Origin of the sequence: Oribacterium sp. C9, assembly GCF_002007235.1 — a bacterium.
In the GTDB taxonomy this organism is placed as follows: domain Bacteria; phylum Bacillota; class Clostridia; order Lachnospirales; family Lachnospiraceae; genus Oribacterium.
The window spans coordinates 242,259-263,526 of record NZ_MUHW01000002.1 but is presented as its reverse complement, the minus strand read 5'-3'; the positions used below and the strand labels follow the sequence as shown (position 1 = coordinate 263,526).

At 46.2% G+C, this 21,268-nt stretch carries 18 protein-coding genes; 17 read left to right on the top strand and 1 reads right to left on the bottom strand.

Features of this window, described 5'->3' with window-relative positions; translation table 11 throughout:
• The first annotated feature begins 33 nt into the window (after window positions 1-33).
• The 7 genes from BXO88_RS02480 (at window position 34) to lon (ending at window position 8,477) form a co-directional block, all read left to right on the top strand.
• On the top strand, window positions 34-1,041 hold the full coding sequence (locus BXO88_RS02480) for a biotin-dependent carboxyltransferase family protein (RefSeq protein ID WP_078036188.1): 1,008 nt from the start codon (window positions 34-36) through the stop codon (window positions 1,039-1,041).
• Window positions 1,042-1,171: 130 nt separating this feature from the next.
• Complete coding sequence (gene accB, locus BXO88_RS02475) at window positions 1,172-1,633, top strand: acetyl-CoA carboxylase biotin carboxyl carrier protein (protein ID WP_078036235.1); 462 nt, start codon at window positions 1,172-1,174, stop codon at window positions 1,631-1,633.
• 25 nt (window positions 1,634-1,658) lie between these two features.
• Window positions 1,659-3,008 carry an acetyl-CoA carboxylase biotin carboxylase subunit gene (gene accC / locus BXO88_RS02470; protein WP_078036187.1) on the top strand — a complete coding sequence of 450 codons (1,350 nt, stop codon included), beginning with the start codon at window positions 1,659-1,661 and terminating at the stop codon, window positions 3,006-3,008.
• Window positions 3,008-3,772 carry a LamB/YcsF family protein gene (locus BXO88_RS02465; RefSeq protein WP_330395058.1) on the top strand — a complete coding sequence of 255 codons (765 nt, stop codon included), beginning with the start codon at window positions 3,008-3,010 and terminating at the stop codon, window positions 3,770-3,772. Before accC ends, BXO88_RS02465 begins: the two co-directional genes overlap by 1 nt.
• Window positions 3,773-3,862: 90 nt before the next feature.
• Entirely contained in the window at window positions 3,863-4,729 is an 867-nt protein-coding gene (locus BXO88_RS02460; protein WP_078036185.1) for a hypothetical protein, read from the top strand.
• Window positions 4,730-4,827: 98 nt separating this feature from the next.
• Window positions 4,828-5,883 (top strand): NAD(P)H-dependent flavin oxidoreductase, encoded by a 1,056-nt coding sequence (locus BXO88_RS02455; protein ID WP_078036184.1) that lies wholly within the window; start codon window positions 4,828-4,830, stop codon window positions 5,881-5,883.
• 167 nt (window positions 5,884-6,050) lie between these two features.
• Window positions 6,051-8,477 carry an endopeptidase La gene (gene lon / locus BXO88_RS02450; RefSeq protein ID WP_078036183.1) on the top strand — a complete coding sequence of 809 codons (2,427 nt, stop codon included), beginning with the start codon at window positions 6,051-6,053 and terminating at the stop codon, window positions 8,475-8,477.
• 140 nt (window positions 8,478-8,617) lie between these two features.
• Here lon and BXO88_RS02445 read toward each other — a convergent pair whose 3' ends face one another.
• Complete coding sequence (locus BXO88_RS02445; RefSeq protein WP_078036182.1) at window positions 8,618-10,243, bottom strand: ABC transporter substrate-binding protein; 1,626 nt, start codon at window positions 10,241-10,243, stop codon at window positions 8,618-8,620.
• Between the two features lie 297 nt (window positions 10,244-10,540).
• Between BXO88_RS02445 and BXO88_RS16410 the strand changes: the two genes are divergently transcribed.
• From BXO88_RS16410 to BXO88_RS02400, 10 genes are all read left to right on the top strand, one after another.
• Entirely contained in the window at window positions 10,541-10,678 is a 138-nt protein-coding gene (locus tag BXO88_RS16410; protein WP_168171593.1) for a hypothetical protein, read from the top strand.
• Between the two features lie 14 nt (window positions 10,679-10,692).
• Window positions 10,693-12,348, top strand: coding sequence for an acetolactate synthase large subunit (locus BXO88_RS02440; protein ID WP_078036181.1), 1,656 nt, complete (start codon window positions 10,693-10,695; stop codon window positions 12,346-12,348).
• Window positions 12,349-12,442: 94 nt separating this feature from the next.
• Window positions 12,443-13,387, top strand: coding sequence for an ABC transporter permease (locus BXO88_RS02435; RefSeq protein WP_078036180.1), 945 nt, complete (start codon window positions 12,443-12,445; stop codon window positions 13,385-13,387).
• A gap of 23 nt (window positions 13,388-13,410) precedes the next feature.
• A complete protein-coding gene (locus BXO88_RS02430) occupies window positions 13,411-14,343 on the top strand; it encodes an ABC transporter permease (protein WP_242945132.1) in 933 nt (310 codons plus the stop codon).
• Between the two features lie 21 nt (window positions 14,344-14,364).
• Entirely contained in the window at window positions 14,365-15,336 is a 972-nt protein-coding gene (locus BXO88_RS02425; protein ID WP_078036179.1) for an ABC transporter ATP-binding protein, read from the top strand.
• Window positions 15,337-15,471: 135 nt separating this feature from the next.
• Window positions 15,472-16,452, top strand: coding sequence for an ABC transporter ATP-binding protein (locus BXO88_RS02420; protein WP_078036178.1), 981 nt, complete (start codon window positions 15,472-15,474; stop codon window positions 16,450-16,452).
• Window positions 16,453-16,562: 110 nt separating this feature from the next.
• Entirely contained in the window at window positions 16,563-17,708 is a 1,146-nt protein-coding gene (locus tag BXO88_RS02415; protein WP_256363630.1) for a M20/M25/M40 family metallo-hydrolase, read from the top strand.
• A 106-nt stretch (window positions 17,709-17,814) separates the two neighbouring features.
• Window positions 17,815-19,263 carry a M20 family metallopeptidase gene (locus BXO88_RS02410; RefSeq protein ID WP_078036177.1) on the top strand — a complete coding sequence of 483 codons (1,449 nt, stop codon included), beginning with the start codon at window positions 17,815-17,817 and terminating at the stop codon, window positions 19,261-19,263.
• Between the two features lie 12 nt (window positions 19,264-19,275).
• Entirely contained in the window at window positions 19,276-19,920 is a 645-nt protein-coding gene (locus BXO88_RS02405; protein WP_078036176.1) for a cytidylate kinase-like family protein, read from the top strand.
• Window positions 19,921-20,054: 134 nt separating this feature from the next.
• Entirely contained in the window at window positions 20,055-20,918 is an 864-nt protein-coding gene (locus BXO88_RS02400) for a GDSL-type esterase/lipase family protein (RefSeq protein WP_168171592.1), read from the top strand.
• Window positions 20,919-21,268: the final 350 nt, after the last annotated feature.

Here is a 21,268-nt window from a genome sequence, read left to right as displayed (position 1 = left end):
AGATTTCACAGAAAACTGTAAAGGAGAAACTAAATGGGCTTCAGAGTTATAAAGGGCGGACTGCTCACAACTGTACAGGATCTGGGAAGAAGCGGATATCAGAGCCAGGGCTTTAATGTGGGCGGCGTCATGGACAGGAGATCCTTCCGTATAGCGAATCTTCTGTTGGATAATCCGGAAAATGAAGCGGTGCTGGAGTGTACGCTCATAGGACCCACACTGGAATTCACTTCCAGTCAGATCATCGCTATCACAGGAGGGGATTTCAGACCTGAACTTAATGATGATCCTGTTCCTATGTATACTGCCATATATGTAAATAAAGGTGATGTTCTGAAGGTTGGCTCGGCGAGAACAGGGAGAACCTGTTATATAGCTTTTTCAAACTATCTTCAGATTCCGGTGGTCATGGGTTCCCGCAGTACAAATCTCAAATGCGGAATAGGGGGATTCAAGGGAAGAAAGCTGAATGACGGAGATTATATTTCCACCAGAATAAAAAGAAGGAAGTATCTGCCGTTCTTTCTTTCGAGATCACTCCCTCTTCATGAATTTGACAGCAGTACAGAGACGATAAGAGTAATCATGGGACCACAGGATGATATGTTCTCTTCCAAAGGGATAGAGACCTTTTTGAACAGTGAGTTCACCATATCCAGTAATTTCGACAGAATGGGTGTCCGTATGGATGGACCATTCGTTGAGAGCAAGATGGGGTCGGATATCATTTCCGACGGTATAGCTCTCGGTGCGATACAGGTACCGGCTCACGGAAAGCCTATCATACTTCTGGCAGATCATCAGACCGCCGGAGGATATGCAAAGATAGGAACCGTGGCAAGTGTCGATCTGCCTAAGGTCGTTCAGCGACGGATAGACGATAAGATAAGATTCAAGAGTATAACGGTTGAAGAGGCTCAGCATCTCATCAAGGTGGAGGAGCATGAATATCAGGAATTCAGAAACCGTATTCATAAACCGTGTAAAGAGGTTTTGGAAGTGAGACTTACAGCCCAGAGACTTGAGAAGCTGTTTGTTTGAATATAAAGCGGGGTGAATGAATCCGGGTTAAAGGATTCGTGAGCATATGATATCAGATATGAAAAAATGACAGCGGGCTGAGGATTCTAAAAAGAATCTGATAAAAATGGATGGAAAGGAAGAACCGATGATGGATTTAGAGAAGATAGAGGGACTTGTAAAGATACTGGAGAATTCATCACTGAAGACCATGTCAGTGAGAGACGGAGAGTTCAAGATCACCATGAGTAAGCTGGATAATCCGCCTATTATTTCGGGAGGAGCAGCAGCTGTTCCCGTGGCTGTTTCAGCCGGACCGGCAGAAGACGGAAAAGCGCCTCAGGCCGGTAACGGCTCAGTTGATGATGAGACAGAGGTAAACATCACCTCTCCTATAGTAGGAACCTTCTACTCTGCAGCTGGACCGGATATCCCGGCATATGTAAAGGTGGGAGACAAGGTTAAGGCAGGAGAGACCGTTTGTATCGTTGAAGCCATGAAGATGATGAATGAGATATCAGTTGATTATGACTGTGAAATCGAGGCAGTGCTGGTTTCCAACGAGCAGAAGGTTGAGTACGGTCAGCCGCTTTTCAGAGTAAAGAAGCTGTAAACATTCGTTTCCTATGGAGGTTTAGATGTTTAAAAGAGTTTTGGTCGCAAATCGCGGAGAGATAGCAGTCAGAGTCATTCGCGCTCTCCGGGACATGGGCATAGTTTCTGTTGCGGTATACTCAAAGGAAGACAGGAATGCACTGCATGTACGTCTGGCTGATCTCAGAGTCTGTATAGGTGAAGGACCTGCGAGGGATTCCTACTTAAATATGGATGCCATAATATCGGCAGCTCTCAACATGGAGTGCGAGGCTATCCATCCTGGCTATGGCTTTCTTTCCGAGAACAGTGAATTTGCGAGAAGATGTGAAGAGAACAATCTGGTATTTATAGGTCCGGCGCCCTGGATAATCGATGAAATGGGAAACAAATCAGCTGCAAGAAAGAAGATGATGGAAGCGGGAGTTCCCGTGGTTCCCGGAACGAAGGAGCCTGTATATGACTCGGCAGCGGCACTTTTGGAAGCCAGAAGCATTGGCTTCCCTGTTATGATAAAGGCAAGCTCAGGCGGCGGAGGAAAGGGCATGAGAGAATGCTTTTCCGAGGACGACTTCGAGGATGCGTTTAACACGGCACAGCGAGAGTCAGCCAATGCCTTCGGGGATGACACTATGTACATCGAGAAGCTGGTGGTACACCCGAGGCATGTGGAGGTTCAGCTTATAGGGGATAATTTCGGTAATGTTGTCACTCTCGGTGAAAGAGACTGTTCCGTACAGCGTAACCACCAGAAGCTTATTGAAGAGTCACCTTCCCCTGCCATCAGTCAGGAGACCCGCGACAAAATGTATAAGGATGCGACCCTTGCGGCACAGACCGTGGGCTATAACAGCGCGGGAACCATTGAATTTATCGTGGATCAGAGCGGTGAGTATTACTTCATGGAGATGAATACCCGTATACAGGTTGAGCATGGTGTAACTGAGATGGAGACCGGTACAGATCTTATGGTGGAGCAGATAAGAGTTGCGGCAGGTGAGAAACTAAGCTTTACTCAGGATGATATCGTGCTCAGGGGCCATACCATAGAGTGTCGTGTTAATGCTGAGATACCTGAGAAGAATTTCATGCCCAGCCCCGGAAAGATCACAAATCTGCTGCTTCCGGGAGGCAACGGCGTGAGAGTGGATACTGCGGTATACACAGGTTATACTATTCCGTCAGAATATGATTCCATGATCGCAAAGATCATAGTCCATGCACCGACCAGAGAGGCGGCAATCATGAAGATGAAGGCTGCATTGGACGAGACTCTCATCATGGGAGTGGATACGAATCTGGATTTTCAATACAAGATAATGAATAACCCTACCTTCGTGAATGGCGAAGCCGATACAGGGTTCATAGCGGTGTTTACAGGAGGTGGCAGATAATGCAGGTAGATTTAAACAGTGATCTGGGAGAGAGTTTCGGACGTTATACATTGGGAGAGGATAGTGAGATCATCCCGCTTATAACCAGTGCCAATGTTGCCTGCGGTTTCCATGCGTCTGATCCTTTGGTCATGAAAAAAACGGTTGAAGCGGCAAAGGCTTCCGGTATAGCGGTCGGAGCACATCCGGGTTATCCGGATCTTATGGGATTCGGAAGAAGGAACATGGTGGTTTCCGATGATGAATCCTATGCCTATACCATGTATCAGATAGGAGCATTGGATGCATTTTTGAAGGCCCGGGGCATGAAGCTTCAGCATGTAAAGCCTCACGGGGCGTTTTACAATATGGCTGCGAAGGATAGAAGCCAGTCTGAGGCTATCTGCAGAGCCATCAGGGATTATGATCCGGAACTCATAGTTATGGCGCTTCCATCAGGTGAGCTTTACAAGGCTGCAAAGGATATGGGGTTAAGAGCAGCAGCAGAGGTCTTTGCAGACAGAGCCTACGAAGAGGACGGGACTCTCGTGAACAGAAAGAAACCCGGTGCCATGATAACAGACGAGGACGAGTCTCTGAGACGCGTCATCCGCATGGTCAAGGAACATAAGGTGACGGCGATAAGCGGAAAGGACATAGATATAACAGTGGATTCTATATGTGTCCACGGAGACGGAGCAAAGGCGCTCCGGTTCGTAAAAAAGCTGAGAGAAGGGCTCACAGCTGAGGGTGTAAGCATTAAGCCGCTGAGAGAATTTTTATAAGGGGGTAAACTTTTTTAAAAATCTGTCGATAAAAGAATTACAGGGAATGAGTGTATAGTTAATCAAGGATAGATAGGAGATCAAACAAGGATGTTAGATATATATATTCATGTTCACCCAATAACATATGAGGATTGCGGCTTGCTGGGAGGCAGATCCGCCTTTGCTGCAGGCACAGAACTGCATAATATGAGAGGAAAGAGCAGAGTGGATTTCATGGAAGAAGTACTCCATCTGCTCATCAGAAAATCAAAATACGGCAGATTTATTTATCCATTCAAACGTATTGCGGTGTGTTTTATCGACTTGGACGGAGCTGTCAGTGTTGCGTACACAGGTGACGGCGATATCGAGAATAATGCGTATTCATATATAGACAGTAAAGGCAGGACCGGAAGGATCTTCAGGTATTACGATCTCGGAGAGATGCTTTGCAAGAGAAATATACAGGTATACGGAATTTTCCAGCAGCAGGATGAGGATTGCTACAGGGCCATAGGAAACATTACAAAAGAGACGGATATGAATGAGATTCCCGTTCAGGATAGATCGGGGAAGGATTCTGAGATTATCCGTGGTTTCGACATCGTGAGGTGTCTGGATCTGCGTGGCAGCTGTAAAGCAAAGGTAGTTGAAGCGGCTGCTTTCCATAACTACATAAAGTATGATCTGGGTGAGGACTTCTTCATCGAAGGCTATGACAATCTGAATACCGGCTCCAGAGAGTACTGGGTTGGAAGAGACTATACCAAGGAAAAGTTCCTGCTTGACTGCTTTGAGCTGGGTGCCGAGAGTCATGAAGAGATAGTGACCTCCGACTGGAGAATCAACGTGGATCAGCGCTTTGCGGAGATACTCTGCAAGCTTACAGACAGATACGAATATATCTTCATCGACAATGACTACAGGATTTCCATGGCGGGAATAAATATAGAAAAGATAAAAGAGAAGCTTTAATTAAAAAATCCGTTTGACTTATATATGAAAAGAAACTAATCTATAAAACGATATGGTTAAAAAATTTTAGCTAAAATTTATGAGCAAACGGAGATAATATGTCACTTTTGAAAATTCACGGAAAAGAGATAAAGATCCCCCTCATTCAGGGAGGAATGGGAGTCGGAGTTTCTCTCGAAAAGCTTGCCGGTGCTGTTGCGAAGTGCGGAGGAATCGGCTGCATCAGTACAGCAGACTGCGGCTACAGGGAAGAGGATTTTATGAAGGCTCCCGAGGAGGCCAACCTGAGAGCTCTCAGGAAGGAGATACAGAAGGCAAAGGAAATTTCCGAGGGAATGGGACTCATCGCCATCAATGCCATGGTAGCGACACAGCAGTATGCCGAAGCTGTTAAGACAGCAGTAAAGAATGGTGTGGATGCAGTCATTTCCGGTGCTGGACTTCCGCTGGATCTGCCTGAACATGTACCTCTGGGAGAGGCTCTTATCGCACCTATAGTTTCAAGCGACAGGGCTTTCAAGGTCATAGCGAAATCATGGGAGAGGAACTATAATCGTTATCCGGATTTCGTTGTTCTCGAGGGACCTGAGGCCGGAGGACATCTGGGATTTAAGGAAAAGGAGCTTCTGGAGGGAAGCTGCGGAAATGTAACTGACATTCTGAAAAAGCTTGTTGAGGCGGTTAAACCCTATGAGGAAGCTATAGGAAGAAAGATACCTATTTTTGCAGCAGGTGGAATCTGGGATAAGGCGGACATAGATGAGGCAAGAGACTTAGGAGCTTCCGGTGTACAGATGGCCACAAGGTTTATAGCTACCGAGGAGTGTGATGCCTCACAGGAATACAAGGATACTCTCATTAATGCATCTTCTCAGGATGTAAGAATCATTCACAGTCCTGTAGGGATGCCAGGAAGGGCACTGTTCACGCCGCTTATAAAAAGGCTTGAAGAGTCCGGAAGGATCCCGCCGACGCACTGTTCGCGCTGTATCAAGACCTGTAATCCGGGTCAGGTGCCGTATTGTATTACCAAGGCGCTGATCGAGGCGGTAAAGGGTAACTATGAAGAGGGGCTTTTCTTCACAGGTTCCAATGTCGAAAAGCTGACAGGTATGACCACGGTTCCGGAGCTGGTAAAGGAGCTTGGATTCTGAAAAATTTTTTCTAAACTTTTTGTGAACTCAGACTATATGGATTGACACCGGTTTAGGCCGGTGTTATTCTTTTTTTATTCGTTAGCACTCAATTTAATTGATTGCTAACAGATGTAAGCATTAGCCTGAAAAGGCGCAGTTCCTGAGAGGAACAGACAGGAGTATAAATGAAAGTATTACCACTCTATAACGTGTTGGTCTTACCAAATTCAAATATTTATTTTCAGACTCAGGCATTTCGTGCTATAGCGGGGAACAATGTTTATCAGGGAGATTCTGTGACCCTTCTCGTTATGAAGGAGCAGCAGACCCGGGAGCAGGTAACTGAGAATAGTTTTTATCCTATCGGAGTCGAGGGAAAGATAGAAGAAATAAGCGGTGAAGGTTATGTGATCATAAAGACTGAGGACCGTGTGGATGTTAAAGAGGTTGCTGTAAATGATCAGCATGAGATATTTGTTGAGACTGTAAAGAGAGAGAGCATCATGGATCTGGATGTCAATGAAGCACGCCAGAGACTTTTGAAGATCAAGGTGGATCTGAAGGAACTGGTATCCAGATTCCGATGGGGTTCCATCATGGAGAGCCACATAGATCAGTATACCTCCATCGAGGAAGCTGCAGCTGTTCTCAGCTCATGGATATCTATCACCAACGAGGAAAGATATGCCGTACTGGAGATGGATTCCGAGAAGGAGAGGTTTGAGGCCCTCGAGAAGATAATCTATGAGTACGCGGAGGTGACCAGAGTCACTACAGATGCACAATTATCCCAGCAGGAGGACTATCAGAAGCTTTACAAGGAGAATGCCCTTAAGAAGCAGATCGACTACCTCCAGAAGGAACTGGATGAGATGCATCCTGAGCAGGTCTCTGAGGTCCGTAAGTTCGAACTGAAGATCCAGGAATCGGAAATGAACGAAGAGGCGAGAAGGGAGGCCGGCAAGGTCCTCAATCGTCTCAAGAATGATGGTGATAATTCAGCCGAATCAGGTATGCTTTACGATTACCTCGATTTCGTTACAGGACTTTCATGGAAGAAAGAAGAACCTGAGCAGATTGACCTCGATGAGGCGCAGAAGATTCTGGACGAGGATCACTTCGGTATGAAGAAGGTGAAGGAGAGAATCATTCAGCAGATCGCGGTCATGAATCTCCGAAGAAAACAGTCAGGTTCCATACTTGTTTTCGTGGGAGCACCGGGAACCGGAAAGACATCTATAGGAAAGTCCATCGCCAAGGCGCTTCACAGAAAGTATGTGAGAGTTTCTCTTGGCGGTGTCAAGGATGAGGCTGATATCAGAGGTCACAGACGTACATATATCGGTGCCATGCCGGGACGTATCATGGACGGAATCAGTAAGGCAGGAGTATCGAATCCTGTTATGGTGCTGGATGAGATCGATAAGCTCTCCAGCTCCTACAACGGAGATCCTGCCAGCGCACTTCTTGAGGTGCTGGATCCTGAGCAGAACAACACTTTCACCGATCATTACATGAATGTGCCGTATGATCTCAGTGACGTACTGTTTATTTGTACGGCAAATACTCTGGATACTATTCCGGGACCGCTTCTCAACCGTATGGAGGTGATCCAGTTCCAGGGATACACACCGACTGAGAAGTTCCAGATCGCAGAGAAGCATCTGCTTCCGAAGGCTCTTGATGCCGTAGGTCTTCGCAAGGGCGATATAAAGGTCACAGAGGAAGCCATGGAGACCATTATCTCAGACTACACCCGTGAAGGTGGCGTCCGTGGACTCAAAAAGAGATTGGATACCCTTTGCCGTATCGCTGCAGTGAAGTTTGTGAGAGAGAACGGTGTGAAGCCGCAAGTTAAGGAGGAATTAACTGAAGGAGTTCCTTCAGAAGCTTCCGAAGAGGTAAAGACCGGTTCTGATTCAAGAGAAACTGCTTCAGTTGAATCAAGGAAAGACGCATCTCTGTGCAGCGAAGCAGAGCCGAAGATAGTGGTAACAAAGGATGAACTGAGAGATTATCTCGATATGCATGCCCTCACTCACAACAAGGTGAAGGATGAGGCTCGTCCCGGTGTTGTGACAGGTCTTGCATGGACTCAGGTGGGAGGAGAGATTCTTTACATCGAGTCACTGTTCACAAAGGGTGAAGGAAAGACCATGATCACAGGACAGCTTGGAGATGTGATGAAGGAGTCTGTTCAGATAGCTCTGTCACTGGTGAAGTCGAAATTTCCTGAGCTTGCTTCAAAGTTCAAGGAGAACGATCTTCACATTCATGTACCTGACGGATCAACTCCGAAGGATGGTCCTTCAGCTGGAATCACAATGACGACTGCGCTTGCATCTCTTGTGACAGGACGTCCGGTTTCTCCGCACATCGCCATGACAGGAGAGATCTCCCTTGAGGGAACCGTCAATGCCATAGGCGGACTTCCGGAGAAGCTCATGGCGGCAGAACGCGCCGGAGTCACCAAGGTATTTATCCCGAAGGATAATGTTGAAGATCTTCGAGATGTGGCATCAGAGGTAAAGGACAAGCTGGAGATAATACCTGTAGAGTACGTTGAGGAAGTACTCAAGGCTGCAGGAATTGTTACAGAGGAAGATAAGTGATTATTTTAGACCTGTTGAATAAAAGTCAGGCAAAAAATGGAATAATCATATGTGAAACATAAAAATAACAGGCGAGAACCCGGGGTACGTGTTCCGCCTGTTGTTTTTTTTTAAAAGTTTTTTTAAATGAATAATCGGTATCAGGTAACAGGTATTCCTGCATTCCAGAACTTTGGACCGGTGCCTACCATTTCGATTCCTGTAAGCTCCTTCTTCCATGCGTAGTTTCCAAGATAATGTCCCGGACAAATGATAGGAAGGTAATCCCAGCTGTATTTCTGAAGCTCTACCCATGCATCCTGTGCATCTTTTTTTGTAACGGCTCCTGTCATGGAATCAAAAAGCTCAGTAAGCTTAGCATCGTCTGACCAGCCCGGATATTCCTTGCCATAGTATAACTTGAGAGATGGTGTCGGAACGGTTGCGAAGGAAGTGATATAGAGATCGAATTTGTCTGGATCTTTTCTATAGTCCGTGAGGGTCGCCCAATCAACGATACTGAGCTCGACATTTATGCCGATGGATTCAAGCTCGGATTTCATAGCTACGGCCATCTGATCCATGTGGTTAAGAGTTGCTGCCAGTATGGTGAATTTTTCACCGCTGTAGCCGCCTTCGGAAAGCAGCTGCTTTGCCTTATCAGGATCCTTCAGGTTATAGTTTTCGGCTCCTGCGTCAGTGAGCCATGCGTCCTGTCCGGCATCCATGTAGCAGCTTCCGAGTTCATAACCTGCGCCATAGGCTGCAGTAAGGATCTCATCGCAGTCGAGGGCAGTGTTTACGGCAGTACGGAAATATTGTTCAGCACCCAGTCCCTGCTTATGGTTAAATACCAGAGCCACCTGACCCTGCTGTGAGGAGGTAACGGAAAGGGATGGATTTGATTCCAGTCTCGGGAGGTCATCGGATGTAATATTGAAGCAAAGATCGTACTGACCGGATTCAAGACCGGCAGTTGATGTGGACTGATCGGGAACGATGTCATACTCCAGTGTCTTTGTTAAAGCGGCTTTATAGCCTGCTGTACCGTCCAGAGGCTTCGTCTCATCACCATAGGAGGAGTAGTCGTCGAAACGATCAAGTTTTATGTACTGATCCTGTACCCATTCCGTGAATACATATGGACCTGTTCCGATGTATTCCTTCAGGAAACCGTTCTCATCCTCGCTTTCACAGGCGGCGGCTGTGGTGACGGCGGCAGGCTGAGCAGATCCCGCTATCATTTCGGGAAGAAGCAAAAGTGAGCTGTCTGAGCTGATTTTCACAGTGCTGTCATCAACTTTCTCGAATCTTGCGTCTCCCAGCATGGTCTTTGCCGTGCTGAAGCCTTCTATCCATCTGTTCATGGATACAACAACATCATCCGCTGTCATGATACTGCCATCATGGAATTTTACATCTGATCTCAGTGTGAAGGTCAGTTCCTTTGCGTCATCACTAAGTGAGAAGCTTTCGCATAATTCCGGAACGGCTTCACCGTTCTTATCAAGAGTCACCAGTTTCTCAAATACAGAACCATCCATTATCTGCCTTGCGATAAGAGAACTGTTCTTATGGAGATCAAGAGAAGGAGCCTGCTGTGTGACAGCTATATGGAGCGTGTCCTGATAAGCTGTGGCTGAGGGGGCATCTGCTTCTGCAGATGCGGATTCAGATGCCGATGTGGCAGGGGACGGTGTTTCCGGTGCACTGCCGGAACCGCAGGCAGCCAGGTTTGAAAGCATCCCCAGCATTAAAAGCATAGTGATCAGTTTCTTCTTTTTCATAATAACCTCCTTTTGGCGGTCCGAATTTTTATATAAGGACCGATAATATTTTGCAACAACAGTTAATGACGAAAGGATAAAGAGCTGATTGTCATGAAAACAAAAAAAGCAGACTCCTTAAGGAATCTGCTTCGTTGCAAATAGATTTGTTTGCCATAACATAACTCGATTATTTGAAGCTTACAAATGAATTTCTGTTATAGCTGACATTAAAAACAGGCAGTTGTGAATTGAAAAACAGGGTGATACGGTGTTAGAAGACAAGCTGTTGATCCGGTAGCTCGGAAATAAAGAGATATGGCAAAGGCAATTAAAGAGTTCAGGCGGATCATCACTCAGAGAGAGTTAAAAATATATATTGATAATGAATGCAAAGGAGCAAATGATCTGATCATTTGCTCCTTTTTTGCGATGAATAGAAAAAAATTAGAGTAATTTGGAGGATAGATATGAACGTGGCAGAGATGGTAGTAAAAGCCCTTGAACATGAACAGGTTGAATATGCCTTTGGTATTCCGGGAGAGGAAAATCTGGATCTCGTCAGGGCGCTGGATAAGTCTGAAAAAATAGAGACCATCATAGTCCGTCATGAACAGGGAGCTGCTTTCATGGCTGATGTGTACGGAAGACTTACAGGAAAGGCAGGAGTATGTTTTTCTACCCTTGGCCCCGGAGCCACCAACCTGATTACAGGTGTGGCAGATGCAAACGGCGACGGTGCACCATTGGTTGCCATAACAGCACAGGTATCAACGGACAAGATTCCCCTTACTTCTCATCAGTATCTGGATCTGGAGGCGCTGTTCCAGCCTATTACCAAGAGAACCAAAATGATAATGTCCAGAAACTCTGTAAATGAGATCGTCCGTCTTGCTTTTAAATATGCAGAAGGAGAGAAGCCGGGAGCTTCCCATATCTGTATACCTCAGGATGTGGCGGAGGAAGAGGTTCCTGAGGGCGTTTCACAGAAGCTTCTCCACAGACCCGTGAAGGGAAAGGAGTATGCGGATAAAAATGAGCTGGAAGAGGCCGCAGCCATAATTAACAGATCTCAGAGACCTGTTATCCTTGTGGGACATTCGGCGGTACGTTCCCATGCCGAGAAGGCTCTGACGGCATTTGCGGAAAAACTTCATATACCTGTCATAAATACCATGATGGCAAAGGGAATCATTTCATATACAAGTGAGTACTTTCTTTCAACTATTGGAATTCCCCAGAGAGACTACCCCAACATCTGTCTCGACATGGCGGATCTCGTTATATGTGTAGGCTATGACATAGTTGAGCTTGCGCCCTCAAAGTGGAACGTGGATGGGAAGCATACCATCATTCATATGGATTCAAGACCTGCTCATGTAAACAAATTGTATCAGCCAGAGGTGGAGGTAGTTGGAGACATAGAGAATTCACTGGAGGAGCTGCTTCTCTATGTGGATGCGAAGAAAAAACCGGAAGCCTTCTTCGATATAAAAAAGTCCTTTGAAGCAGAAAATGCCGTGTATAAGACAGACGATTCCTTCCCTGTGAAGCCACAGCGGCTTTTAAGTGATATCAGAAAGATCCTCGGTCCCGATGACATAGTTTTATCGGATGTGGGAGCCCATAAGATGTGGATTTCGAGACATTATGAATGTTATAAGCCTAACACCTGCATTATATCAAACGGCTTTGCCACCATGGGTATATCTCTTCCCGGGGCAATCGCCGCTAAGCTGGTACATCCGGAAAACAGGGTCATAGCCATAACCGGAGACGGCGGATTTATGATGAATTCTCAGGAGCTGGAAACAGCTGTGCGCCTGAAACTTAACATAGTTGTTCTGATACTTAATGACAGCAGCTACGGACTCATCAAATGGAAGCAGAATGACCGCTTCAATGAAAGCTTCTGTGTTGATTTCACAAATCCCGATTTTGTAATGCTGGCTGAATCCATGCATGCAAAGGGATTCAGGATAGAAAGTACCGAGCATCTCATAGAGACGCTGGAAGAGGCGTTCAGCTGTGAGGGCCCTGCGGTTATCGACTGCCCTGTTGATTACAGCGAGAATGAGAAACTAAGCGTGCATCTCAGGGAGGTCATGAACAGATATCAGGGATAGCAAAAGGAGTGAAGGAACCTGAAGATACAGAACTGCATTTCGAGGATTAAGAAACGAAGAGATTTGATATTAAGGACATTCCGGGGAGGTAATTATGAAACGCTTTATAGTTAAAAGAATGCTGTCAATTATTCCAGTACTGTTTATAGTTTCTATAGTAGTCTTTATGCTAGTGCATCTTGTACCTGGAGATCCTGCGGCATCTATGCTCGGAGATATGGCATCCCAGGAGGATATAGCAGCACTTCATGCGCGACTGGGACTGGACAGACCTTTACCTGTACAGTATGGAATATGGCTTAAAAACGTACTTACCGGGTATTTCGGTGAAAGTGTAGCCAATCATCAGCCGGTTACCGGGATGATCCTAAGTCATCTGGAACCGACCATACATCTTACCTTACTGGCGCTTTTGATAGCGGTTATGGTGGCGATCCCTCTCGGAATGATAGGAGCCACAAATAAGGGCACGGCTGCAGATCATTCGGTCACAGTCATTTCCCTTCTGGGAATATCGCTGCCCGGCTTTTTGCTCGGGTTGTTCCTGATACTTATTTTCGCAGTGAAGCTTAAGCTGCTCCCCTCATCGGGATATGCCGGAATGAATGCAGGATTTGCAGCTCATATTAAATCCATTCTGCTTCCCGCAATAGCCCTTGGGTTCATGAATGCAGCACTTATGATGCGTATGACGAGAGCCTCTATGCTGGAAGTACTGAACAGTGACTACATTCGTATGGCCAGAGCGAAGGGAGTGAGCGGCTTTTCAGTCATAACCAGACATGCCTTCAAGAACACACTGGTCACAGTGATAACTGTCATCAGTCAGGCATTGATCCAGTCCTTATCAGGTGCAGCTGTTATCGAAAGCCTGTTTGCTATTCCGGGTCTCGGACAGCTTATGGTGAATTCCATCGGAAGAAGAGACTATTATGTCATACAGGCGATAGTACTTCTGATAGCAGTGTTCAATGTCGTTATCAATATGTTTGCGGACCTCTTATACGGTGTTGTTGATCCGAGAGTAAGGGTCGGATGATACCGGAGAAAGGAGACATTAACATGACAAAGACTATAGATTCAAGCTTTGAAAATGTATATGCGGATGACAGGACAGAAATGAAAAGTGAGGAGTTAAAGCAGCTGAGGAAGAGGCTTTCGAAAGAGCAGCAGGAAATAAAGTACAGGAGATTTTTCGGAAATAAAGCAGCTGTTTTTGGACTGATAATCGTTTGTACCGTGATTTTTCTTGCACTTTTCGCACCTGTAATAAGCCCCTATGATCCGTTGGAGCTTGACACGGTAAATCGTCTTAAATCCATGAGCACTGAGCATTTGTTCGGAACGGACACAATGGGTAGAGATGTGTTCTCAAGGGTTATGTACGGAGCAAGGATCTCATTAACAGTTGGATTTACAGTGGGTATCCTGTCAGGATTTTTTGGTATGGGCATAGGGCTGTATGCAAGTGCCAATGCTTATGCAGACAACATTCTCATGAGGATCTGTGACGGACTTAAGGCTATACCGAGTACGCTTTTGGCGATCACTCTTATGGCGGTCCTGGGGGCAGATCTCAAAAATGTCATCATTGCCCTGACAGTTGTCAATATTCCGAATATGGCGAGGCTTGCCAGATCCAGAGCTCTCGTTATACGGGAGCAGACCTATATAGAAGCCCTCAGGTGTCTTGGGGCCGGAAGGCTCAGAATAGTCTGGAGACATATAGCTCCGAATATTATCTCGCCTATCATCGTTCAGGTGACCTTTGTGTTTGCGTCATCCATCATTACAGAGGCCGCACTCAGTTTCCTCGGTGCGGGAGTTCCTGTTCCATTGCCGTCATGGGGAAATATCCTGAATGAAGGTAAGGGGGTCATATATCAGGCATGGTGGATCGTGCTTTTCCCCGGACTGTTTACAGCACTTACAGTTCTCGGTCTGAATCTTTTGGGAGACGGGATCAGAGACTTCATCGATCCCTCATCGAAGTGAAAATGAAAACAGGAGATAGTTATGGCAGAAAGCATTTTAAAAGTCAAAGATCTGTGTACCTCCTTCAACACTGAACGGGGCAGATTAAAAGCTATAGACGGCGTGAGCTTTGAAGTTCACAAGGGGGAAATGCTGGGGATCGTAGGTGAGTCAGGCTGCGGAAAAAGTGTCACCTCCCAGTCGATCTTACGGCTTTATGATGAAAAATCCCTGGCGAAGTATACGGGAGAAGTAAGATTTCATGATTCAAGTCTTCTGGATCTCCCGGAAAAGGAAATGCGTCATGTAAGGGGGGAAAAGATCAGTATGATCTTTCAGGATGCATTATCTTCACTGAATCCGGTATTTACAGTAGGAAACCAGATAATGGAGTCCCTGCTCATCCATAAATCCATCACAAAGAAAGAAGCCAAGGAGAAGGCTATACAGCTTCTAAAGGATGTGGGAATACCGGATCCTGTGAGAAGGTTCTATCAGTATCCTTTCGAGTTGTCGGGAGGAATGAGGCAGCGTGTAATGATAGCTGTTGCCCTGGCCTGTGAGCCGGAACTTCTCATAGCGGATGAACCCACAACGGCACTGGATGTGACCATACAGGCACAGATCATGGATCTGATAGTGGAAATGAACAGACGCCGCGGAATGGGGGTAATGCTCATAACCCACGATCTCGGTGTCGTGGCAGAGACCTGCTCCAAAGTGATAGTTATGTATCTCGGGCAGATAGTTGAGGAAGGACTGGTAACGGATATATTTGATCATCCCATGCATCCCTATACTGTAGGTCTTATGGAATCGGTGCCGAGGATTGATTCAAAGACAGGAGAAAGACTCCATCAGATAAAGGGTACAGTTCCGCTTCTCAATCAGATTCCGGAAGGATGCAGATTCGCCCCCAGATGCCCCTATGCCACAGAGCTTTGCAGGAAAAAAATGCCGGAGTTCCATGAAGTGAGTGATACACAGAAGACACGCTGTCACAGGATGATATAAGTGTCATAAGTCTTCCTCCACTTGTGCTTGCACAAAAGTGAAGGATAGACTTCATGACATTCACATCACAGGATATGGAATCGGAATCAGACAGATCAGTGAATCAGGAGAAGGTAAAGTAAAGGGAGGTACTGTATGAGTCATGTCACAGAGGCACCGGTAGTGCTGAAGGCTACAGGAGTGAAAAAATATTTTGCGGCTAATGCAGGACTTGGCAAAAAGAAATACGTTAAAGCCGTAGACGGAGTTGATATAGAATTACATAAAGGGGAGATATACGGGCTTGTGGGAGAGACCGGATGCGGAAAGAGTACTCTGGGAAGGACGCTTATGATGCTGACGGAGCCCACAGCAGGAGATATAGAGATACTTGGGCAGAATGTCGCTGAGCTCAGGGGCAGGGAACTTAAGGACATGAGACGAAAGATACAGATGGTCTTTCAGGATCCGTACACTTCACTGGACCCTAAACAGAAGGTAGGGGACATCCTGATGGAGGCTCTGGAGATCCACGGAATAGGTACAAGGGAAGAGAGACTTGAGATCGCCATGGATATCATGCACAAGATGGGGCTCAGGACAGAGCATTTTTACCGCTATCCTCATGAGTTTTCAGGAGGTCAGAGACAGAGAGTGGGTCTCGCCAGAGCGCTCATATTGAACCCTGAGATCATAGTATGTGATGAGCCTGTTTCTGCACTGGATGTTTCAATACAGGCACAGATAATCAATCTTCTGCAGGATCTGAGAGAGAAAGAGGATATATCCCTGCTGTTTATCGCCCATGATATGAGTGTTGTAAAATATATTTCAGATCGTATCGGGGTCATGTACCTCGGACATCTCATGGAGGAAGCAGAGGGAGAGGCGTTGTTCGCAGATACTCTGCACCCGTATTCACAGGCGCTGCTTTCTGCAGTACCGGAGGTGAACCCCCATGTTCATAAAGAGAGGATAATGCTGGAGGGGGACCTTCCGTCGCCCATGAATCCTCCTAAGGGCTGCGTGTTCCACACGAGATGCCCATACGCTGTTGAAAGGTGCTCGGAAGTTACGCCGACCTTGAAAGAAGTCAAAAAGGGACACAGGGTGGCATGTCTCAGGTATGAAAACTGATGGTCAGTGTTCAGTTCGGAAACACAGAGCTGGACAGGGGCAGTAGGTCTCAGGTATGGGCGGAGACAGAAGGGCTTCAAAGCCGAAGACACAGGATGAGGAGGCAAAAATTGTTATCAGGTGAAATATTGAACTATATAACGAACCATCAGGAGGAAGAATACAGGCTCCTGAAGACACTATCAAAGATACCGGCTCCTTCAAATCATGAAGAAAAGAGAGCTGAATTTATCAAGGCTTATCTCGAAGATATGGGAGCTGAAGGGGTATATATCGATTCGGCACTTAATGTCGTATATCCTTATGATCTGGACAGGCATGAGAAAATCCATGTGTTCATGGCACATACAGATGTGGTGTTTCCCGACATGACGGAGCTTCCCTATGAAGAGGCAGGGGATAGAATGATGTGTCCGGGAATCGGGGATGATACTGCCAATGTTGTCGCCATACTGATGGTGATAAAGTACCTTCTTGAGCATAGGCTTCACACAAAGGATGCGGGCATACTGTTTGTTCTTAATTCGGGAGAGGAAGGTCTCGGTAATCTGAAGGGGTCCAGAAAGATATGTGATGACTACAGAGACAGGATTCTGACATTTACAAGCTTCGACGGAACCATGGACGGGATAGTGGAACGTGCTGTAGGATCCAGCAGATTCAGGGTGAATGTTAAGACCGAGGGGGGACATTCCTATGCGAACTTCGGGAACAATAACGCGATTCATATCTTGTCTCTGATGATCCGGGACATATACGAAATAAGAATACCGGAAGAGGGCAAGACTACCGTCAATGTAGGTATCGTTTCCGGAGGAACTTCAGTTAATACCATAGCGCAGGATGCTGAGATGCTGTGTGAATACAGATCTGATTCAAGACATTCCCTTAACTACATGAAAGAACAGTTTCAGGAGATCTTTGAAAGGTATCACAGAGGAAGTGTAGAGGTCACAGTGACTCAGGTCGGTGAGAGACCATGTGAAAGCCTTTCGGAAGAGGCGGAAAGAATACGAGAAGAGCTTATTTCGGCAGCTGCCGGAGTGATATCCAAATATAACGGAAAGCTGCCCAAACGTCAGCCTTCCTCAACGGACTGCAACATACCGCTATCCCTCGGTATACCGAGTGTCTGCTATGGTGTCGTATCCGGGGGACTTGCACACACACGAGAGGAGTATGTACTCAGGTCTTCTCTTGAAAAAGGGCTAAAAGTTGCCATGGACAGCATACTGAAGTTTTTTGAAGATGAGTAATTGTTTTAAAGCTAATCAGGCTTGCGTCTGTAAAGCTGACATGGAACAGAGAAAGCTATAGCTACAAATGAGATTAAAATGGGGAAAAAACAAAGGAGAATGGGCTATGGATTTTGAAAAGTATTTAGAGGAGATAGATAACAAAAAGGAAGAATTATGCGGACTTGCAGACAGTATCTGGGGATTTGCGGAGACGGCATACAACGAAACAAAGTCGGTAGAAGCCATGACAGAATTTCTCAAAAAAGAGGGTTTCACAGTGACGAGACCGGCCTATGGAATCGAGACAGCATTTACAGCCAGGTTCGGAGAGGGCTCCCCTCGCATAGGAATACTTGGAGAATATGATGCCCTGGCAGGGCTAAGTCAGAAATCGGGTGTTCTTGAAAAGGATGCGCTTATTCCCGGTGAGAGCGGTCATGGCTGCGGACATAATCTTTTGGGTGTCGGTTCAGTTTCAGCGGCACTTTCCATAAAAGCATATCTTCAGGATGGACATAAGGGTACTGTTATTTTCTATGGATGCCCGGCGGAAGAGGGCGGCAGTGGAAAGGCTTTTATGGCTAAAAACGGTGCCTTTAAGGATCTGGACTGCGCTTTGACGTGGCATCCGGGAACAGGAAATCGCGTAGTTACCCAGAGTTCTCTTGCAAACTTTCAGGTGCTTTACAGTTTTGAGGGAATCAGTGCCCATGCGGCGGGATGTCCGGAGCTTGGAAGAAGTGCTCTGGATGCTGTGGAGCTCATGAATGTGGGCTGCAATTTTCTCAGAGAGCATATGATTGACGAGGCAAGGGTGCATTATGCCATAGTTAATGCCGGCGGATTTTCTCCAAATGTGGTTCAGAGCAATGCAAAGGTCCTTTATCTTGTGCGTGCTCCGAAACAGCAACAGGCATTCGAGCTTCTGGCGCGTGTGGACGATATAGCAAAGGGTGCGGCGCTTATGACGGGATGTAAGCATAGCAGGCAGTTCATAAAGTCCTGTGCCAATACGGTATTGAATAATGTAATGGAGGAAGTCTTATATCAGGCAATGCAGGATGTAGGAGTTCCTGAGTATACAGACGAAGAGCGTGATCTAGCAAAGAAATATACAGAAACTGTACCGGAGGGCTCGGACAGAGAGTACGAGGCATTGACAGCGGCCTGCCTTGAGCCTGAAAACCGTAAATTCATGGCGGAGCATAAGACGGATCCGTTATGGGATTTCATCATTCCGTATGAGAAAAAACATCCTGTAAAAACCGAGGCGGGTTCTACTGATGTGGGTGACTGCAGCTGGCAGACTCCGACGGCCCAGATAAGGACAGGAACATTTGCACCCATGTCGCCTGGGCATTCCTGGCAGATAGTTTCACAGGGCAAATCTTCGGTAGCCCATAAAGGTATGCTGTTCGCCGGAAAGAGCATGGCACTTGCCGGGATGCGTCTTATGGAGGATCCGGAACTTCTTATGAAGGCGAAAGAAGTCTTTAGGGAACAGACTGCCGGACAGAAGTACATACCTATACCGGAGGAAATAGAGCCTGTGGCACTTTCGTCACTGTATTGAAAGGGGTGCTGAATGAAAAATTATGTCATTACCATAGCAAGAGGCTTTGGGACAGGTGGACGGCAGATCGCGGGTATGCTGGCAGATGAACTGGGAATACACAGTTATGAGAACCGGATCATGACATTGGCAGCGAACCTCGCGGGTCGTGATGAGTGTGATTTTGAAAAGCTGGACGAAAGGCTGGATGGTTCCTATCTTCAAAATGAGCTCAGGAGACTTGAGAAGCGTCTGCTTCCCAATCCTGAAATGAGACATTTTAAGTCTAACGACAGGCTCTATGAGTTTGAGGCTGAGATCATTCGCCGTCTTGCGGATACGGAGAGCTGTATAATCGTTGGAAAGGCTGCGGACTATGTGCTCAGGGACAGGGATAATGTGCTTTCGGTATACATAGAGGCTCCCAGACGCTTTACCAGGAAGATGGTCATGAATCGCATGAATGTCGACGGGAACAAAGCGGATCAGATCATCACCAAAACCGACAGGTACAGGGCGGATTATTACAAGTACTATACTCATGGAAACTACTGGACTAATCCGGTGAATTACGATATAACGCTGAACAGCGAGAGATTCGGGTTGGAGAAGTGTGTTCAGATCATTAAGGAAACCATGAAGATAAAATTCGGAGACGAAGTTTTGGGGTGTATGTAATCTAAAGCTTCAATCTACGGAAAGGTAATTCATTTAATCGTAAGACAGTGTCAGCGAATCAATACTTGATATGAAAAGAAGATGAATCTAGAATGACTGTAATAGTTCAGAATGAAGTGTTGATGAGGCATAGCATGAAGAGATCATTTTTGGAAAAGATAAAGAATATGGCGAAGCTGACAGTGGTAATTGCAACGGTTCTCACTGTTGCAGCCGGTTGTGCGACAACAGCGTTCGCATCCACAAAAGTGGCATGCATAGGAGATTCACTGACGAGAGGATATCTTCTCGAAAATGAAGCTGATTCCTATCCGGCACAGCTTCAGAAGGCACTGGGAAGTGACTATGAGGTGAAGAATTTCGGACAGACTGCATCATATGTTATCGATGACGGAACTCTCGAGTATGTGGACACTGAGATGTATCCGAAGAGCGTTGCCTATGATGCGGACATACTTGTGTTCATGTTCGGTGCCAATGATATCCGCGCCTATAACTGGACCCCCAAGTACTTCGAGAACCAGTACGCTGAGGTTGTTGAGACTTATTTAAGGAGCAATAAGGCAAGAAAGATTTATTTCATAATTCCACCCGAGGCGAGAGATGAGTATTTCGGACTTCAGAGAAATGCTGTTGAGGCAACGCTTAAGTTAGCCGGAAGATTTGGTGCGACTGTCATAGACAGCTATAATCTCGCTATAGGACATCCGGAGTACTACATGCCTGATAAGGTACACTTCTATGGAAACTTCTATGGAAAGCTTGCTGACCTTGTGGCATCTGCTGTAAAGGGACAGACTCAGGGAACTGAGATAGGAGGAGTCAGATTTATCGAGGCAGCTGAGGAGACCATAACTGCGGAAGTGATAAATGAGAACAATCAACTTTTTACAGCAGCTGAGAAGGCAAAGGCTATGAGGGATGAAGCCAATGCCGGGGCGCTGAAGGCATTGCTTGCAGCACATCCTGATTACGAGACCACAGGACTTTGGGACTGAGTTCCGGCAGGAAGGCAACTTTCGATAATTTACGACAAGTCAGATATGGCTTGCAGAACAGGAATTGTTAGAATATCTCAAAATAATACAGTGAAGGAGGACTTTGATGATCAGGTTCATCAGGGGCCTCCTTCATTTTGTTTATATGCGTGTTCAGGTAGAATAAATATGGTGGTATTATATGAAGAACTGCATAATGTATAATTTATAAAGATTTAAATTGCGCAAAATGTAATATTGTATTACGTTATATGAGGGGGACATGAAGAGGCTTTATTTGGAATTTTGTCCTTCTCCGACATCATATTTTATAAATACGAGAGGATTTCTGCTCATCTTAGGGCAGTGAA